Origin of the sequence: Mesorhizobium sp., from assembly GCF_004962925.1 — a bacterium.
In the GTDB taxonomy this organism is placed as follows: domain Bacteria; phylum Pseudomonadota; class Alphaproteobacteria; order Rhizobiales; family Rhizobiaceae; genus Mesorhizobium.
In genome coordinates this window covers 300-3,873 of sequence record NZ_SUEO01000342.1, presented here as the reverse complement: position 1 = coordinate 3,873, position 3,574 = coordinate 300, and the positions used below count along the sequence as shown (strand labels likewise).

The window sequence follows — 3,574 nt, the reverse complement described above, 5'->3', positions numbered from 1 at the left end:
CTGGCACTTCTATGCCGGCGCGCCGCTGGCGCTGTCGATGCATCAGGAAGACGGGCCGGTGGTCGAGCAGGTGCTCGGCACGGCACTGGCGGCGGGCGAGCGGCCGCAGATCGTCGTGCCGGCAGGTTGGTGGCAATCGGCACGCAGCCTGGGCGAATGGACGCTGGTCGGCTGTACCGTGGCGCCAGGCTTCGATTTCGCCGCCTTCGAGCTGGCCGCGCCGGGCTGGAGTCCTAACCCAGCAGGAAACCCAGGGTGATCCCCAGCTGGGCGGCGTAATACAGCGCCCAGACCGCGTAGCGCATCCAGACGCGGTGCGGCGAGATGGCGGTCAGCAGGAACTTTTCCGAGGCTAGCAGGCCGTCGGACGCCATGAACAGCACGGCGCCGCCGATAACCCAGACATTGCTCAGGGTGAGTGCTGAAATCCCCATGGCAAGAATTGCCGCGATATAGACGCTGACCGGAAGGCGCAAGGCGGGACCGACGCGGCGCCAGAGCGCAAAAAGCATGGCGAGCGCGAACGCGATCATTGCCACGGCAATCGCCGCGCGCCCCGGCTCGGCCGAGAGCGGCCCGACCCCCCCGCCGAAACGCAGGAACAGCGCGGTGTAAAGCCCATGCGCAACGAGAAAACTGGCCAGTCCGCCGAGAAAAGCTTTTTCACCGTCGCGCGACAGGAAGGCATCGCCGACGGCGCTGAGCGCCAGCGCCGCAGCGAGCAGCCAGGGACCGCCCTGCAGCGATGCCAGCACGGCAAGCATCGCCACGGCCAGCGTCTTTGCCGCCGAGCGCGCCAGCGTTGGTGACATGTCGATGGTGAAGGCGTAAATCACCGCCGCCACCAGCGAAAACAGCAGCGTCGCATTGGCGTTGGCGTCGATGCCGCCGGGAAACGGCATCACGCCCCGGCCTCGCTCGCTGTCTGCTTGCGTAAGAACAGCGATTTCGCTGCAAGGGCTGCCCCGCCGGTGATCAGCACGCAGGCAGCGAGGATGCGCAGGGACGGCTCGGCGAAACCGGCTGATATCAGCACCAGCGTCGACAGCAGCGGCGCGGCATAGCTCGCCGCGCCCAGAACCTGGATGTTGCCGCGCTTGACGCCGATGTCCCAGGCGTAGAAGGCCGCGCCCACCGGCATCAGCCCGAGGCCGAGCACGGCCAACCACTGGCCGGCGCCGACGGGCAGCACCGTCTCTTCCAGCATGAGATGGCAGATAAGCGAAAGCGCTGCCGTAGCCGCACAGAACCAGGTAACGATGCTGGTCGGCACCGACGGGAAGCGCCGCGACAACAGCGAATAGGCCGACCACAACACGGCGCAGACGCCGGCCATCGCATAGCCGAAGGCGTAATGTGCGTCGAAGGCAAGCCCGCCGCCCTTGGTGACGATCAGGAAAGTGCCGGCAAGACCGAGCAGCGCACCGACGACGTGGTTCCAGGCCAGCCGCTCGCCCGGCATCAGCGCCGACCCGAGCACGATCAGCAGCGGCCACAGATAGGCGATGAGGCTCGCCTCCACCGCCGGCGCGTTGCGCAGCGCGGTGAAGTAGAAGAAGTGATAGCCGAACAGGCCGGCAATGCCGATCACCCACACTCGGCGCGGTATCTTCTCGCTCCTGTCGGCGGCCGGCATGAACAGCCGCGCGACGAGCCCGACGCCGGTGCCGATCGTGAAGGTGATCGCCGAAAGCAGGAACGGCGGCACCGCGCCGGAGGCGTCCGTAAGCAGCGCCAGCAGCGCCCACATGGCGACCGCCGAGAAGCCGATCAGTGTTGCGCGCCCCATGTCCGTCTCCGGCGGCGCGCGATCGCGCCTATTCTGTTGCTTCGAACCGCTCCGCGCTGACGGTGAGAGTGCCGATTTTCGTCGTGACCGTGGCGTGGATCGGCGCATATACGCCGGTTTGGCCGAGCGGCGCAAACGTCACCATGATGCGGCTGCGCTTCTTCAGGTAATTCAATGCCTTGCGGTTCTTGCGATAACCCGCCACCGGCTCAAAACCCATCCTGCAAGTGACGGTATCGCCCTTGTAGCCGCGCACCGAGGTCGAGCCCTTCGAATCGTAGGTCAGCGTCAGATCGGCGCGCATCTCGCCGTCGTAGAGTTTCACCGTGCGTCCGCAGACCTTGTCGAGACTATCGGCATGGATAACGGTGGCGGCCATCGGATCGAGCACCGAGGCGAGATCGCCGGCGCCCAGCGGTATCCAATTCTTGGGATTGCGCTTCTTCGGCGCCGGCACGACCTTTGTCGCGGTAACAGTGCCATTGGCGAACTGTATATCGATCATCGACGCCTTCTCGCCCGACTTGTAGTCGGCGCGGAACGCCTGCGGCTGCAATCGCTTGCCCAAAATCTTGCCCTTTGACGAGATCGTCCCACGCGTGTCGTCGAACATTGTGGCGAGGCCGGCGCTGGAGACGCTGCCATCGATCGAATAGATGTCGCCTTGGTAGCTGCTGGAAAAGGTTGCCTTCGCCACAGAGAGGCCGAGGATCGACACCGTATACTCGCCCTTGAAGGATTGCGGCGTGGCGGCCGACGTTGCCGTCGGCAGCGCCACGGCAAGCGAGGCAAGGAGTGCATGAGACGAACGAAGCATGGCGGGATCGGTCCTCGATTTTTGACCGGAGATGGGCAACTCCGGCCTGGCATGTCCCTGTGCGACCGCTTATAGGCTGAATTCCGGCCTTTATGTGAACGGCGCCGTCACGCCATGCGCAAGCCGGAGCTTGACGCATCGGCGAAATGCAACTAAGGAACGCCAACTTTTCCATAAGGCCGCCTGACCGAAACCGCGCGCCACCCGGCGCGGGTCGAATGTTTGGCCCGACAGAGAACTGAAGGTTTAGAACCATGTCCCGCACCTGCGAACTCACTGCCAAGGCAGTCATGTCCGGCAACAATGTGAGCCACGCCAACAACAAGACCAAGCGTCGCTTCCTGCCGAATCTCGTCAATGTGACGCTGATCTCGGAAGCGCTGAACCAGAATGTGCGCCTGCGCATTTCGGCGAACGCGCTGCGTTCGGTCGAGCATCGCGGCGGCCTTGATGCGTTCCTGGCCAAGGCCGACGCCAAGGAATTGTCGCAGCGCGCGCGCCTGCTGAAGAAGCAGATCGCCAAGAAGCTGGCCGAACAGCCGGCCGCTTAATTTTTCAGGCGGATGCCTTCCAAGGAGTGTCGTCCGAACACGGTATGACACCCCGCTGGTTCCATTACCCAGGATAAAAAAATGAGTTTTTTCTCCCGATATCTGCCCTTTGTTGCCGCTATGGCGCTTGTCGTCGTGGCATCGAACATCCTCGTGCAGTTTCCGGTGCAAGGTGCGATCGGCGGCCTGTCACTGGCCGACATTTTGACCTGGGGCGCCTTCACCTATCCCTTCTCGTTCTTGGTCACCGACCTTGCCAACCGCGGCTATGGCCCAACCGTGGCGCGCCGGATCGTCTTTGTCGGCTTCATGGCGGCGGTGATCTGCTCGATCCTCATCCCGCCCTTGCTGTTCCGCCACGGCCTGATCGAATTCGAGACGGCCGCCGACCGGCTGGTACGCATTGCGGCGGCTTCC

6 protein-coding genes are annotated in these 3,574 nt (G+C 64.1%); 3 read left to right on the top strand and 3 right to left on the bottom strand.

The features are described from left to right. Nucleotides 1–259, top strand: a 259-nt coding sequence (locus E5W87_RS34465) for a cupin domain-containing protein (RefSeq protein WP_292408126.1), incomplete at its 5' end; no start/stop codon positions are given. On the opposite strand, the gene E5W87_RS34460 is transcribed toward E5W87_RS34465, so the two are convergent. The 3 genes from E5W87_RS34460 to E5W87_RS34450 are packed head-to-tail and all read right to left on the bottom strand — an operon-like array spanning nucleotide 234 to nucleotide 2,606. Then, nucleotides 234–902, bottom strand: coding sequence for a lysoplasmalogenase family protein (locus E5W87_RS34460; protein ID WP_292408123.1), 669 nt, complete (start codon nucleotides 900–902; stop codon nucleotides 234–236). The two genes, E5W87_RS34465 and E5W87_RS34460, sit on opposite strands and share 26 nt — an antisense overlap. Next, nucleotides 902–1,789 (bottom strand): EamA family transporter, encoded by an 888-nt coding sequence (locus E5W87_RS34455; RefSeq protein ID WP_292408119.1) that lies wholly within the window; start codon nucleotides 1,787–1,789, stop codon nucleotides 902–904. The genes E5W87_RS34460 and E5W87_RS34455 overlap by 1 nt, the downstream gene beginning before the upstream one ends. Before the next feature lie 28 nt (nucleotides 1,790–1,817). After that, nucleotides 1,818–2,606 (bottom strand): DUF3108 domain-containing protein, encoded by a 789-nt coding sequence (locus tag E5W87_RS34450; protein WP_292408116.1) that lies wholly within the window; start codon nucleotides 2,604–2,606, stop codon nucleotides 1,818–1,820. A gap of 254 nt (nucleotides 2,607–2,860) precedes the next feature. On the opposite strand from E5W87_RS34450, the gene rpmB reads away from it, so the two are divergent. Together rpmB and E5W87_RS34440 are read left to right on the top strand one after the other, a co-directional pair. Then, nucleotides 2,861–3,157, top strand: coding sequence for a 50S ribosomal protein L28 (rpmB, locus tag E5W87_RS34445; protein ID WP_006328411.1), 297 nt, complete (start codon nucleotides 2,861–2,863; stop codon nucleotides 3,155–3,157). Nucleotides 3,158–3,238: 81 nt separating this feature from the next. Continuing rightward, a partial coding sequence (locus tag E5W87_RS34440; protein ID WP_292408113.1) for a queuosine precursor transporter occupies nucleotides 3,239–3,574 on the top strand: 336 nt, incomplete at its 3' end.

Coding starts and splice junctions, on each gene's coding strand:
- E5W87_RS34460 (WP_292408123.1), bottom strand. CDS start 902: ATGCCGTTTCCCGGCGGCATCGACGCCAACGCCAATGCGACGCTGCTG.
- E5W87_RS34455 (WP_292408119.1), bottom strand. CDS start 1,789: ATGGGGCGCGCAACACTGATCGGCTTCTCGGCGGTCGCCATGTGGGCG.
- E5W87_RS34450 (WP_292408116.1), bottom strand. CDS start 2,606: ATGCTTCGTTCGTCTCATGCACTCCTTGCCTCGCTTGCCGTGGCGCTG.
- rpmB (WP_006328411.1), top strand. CDS start 2,861: ATGTCCCGCACCTGCGAACTCACTGCCAAGGCAGTCATGTCCGGCAAC.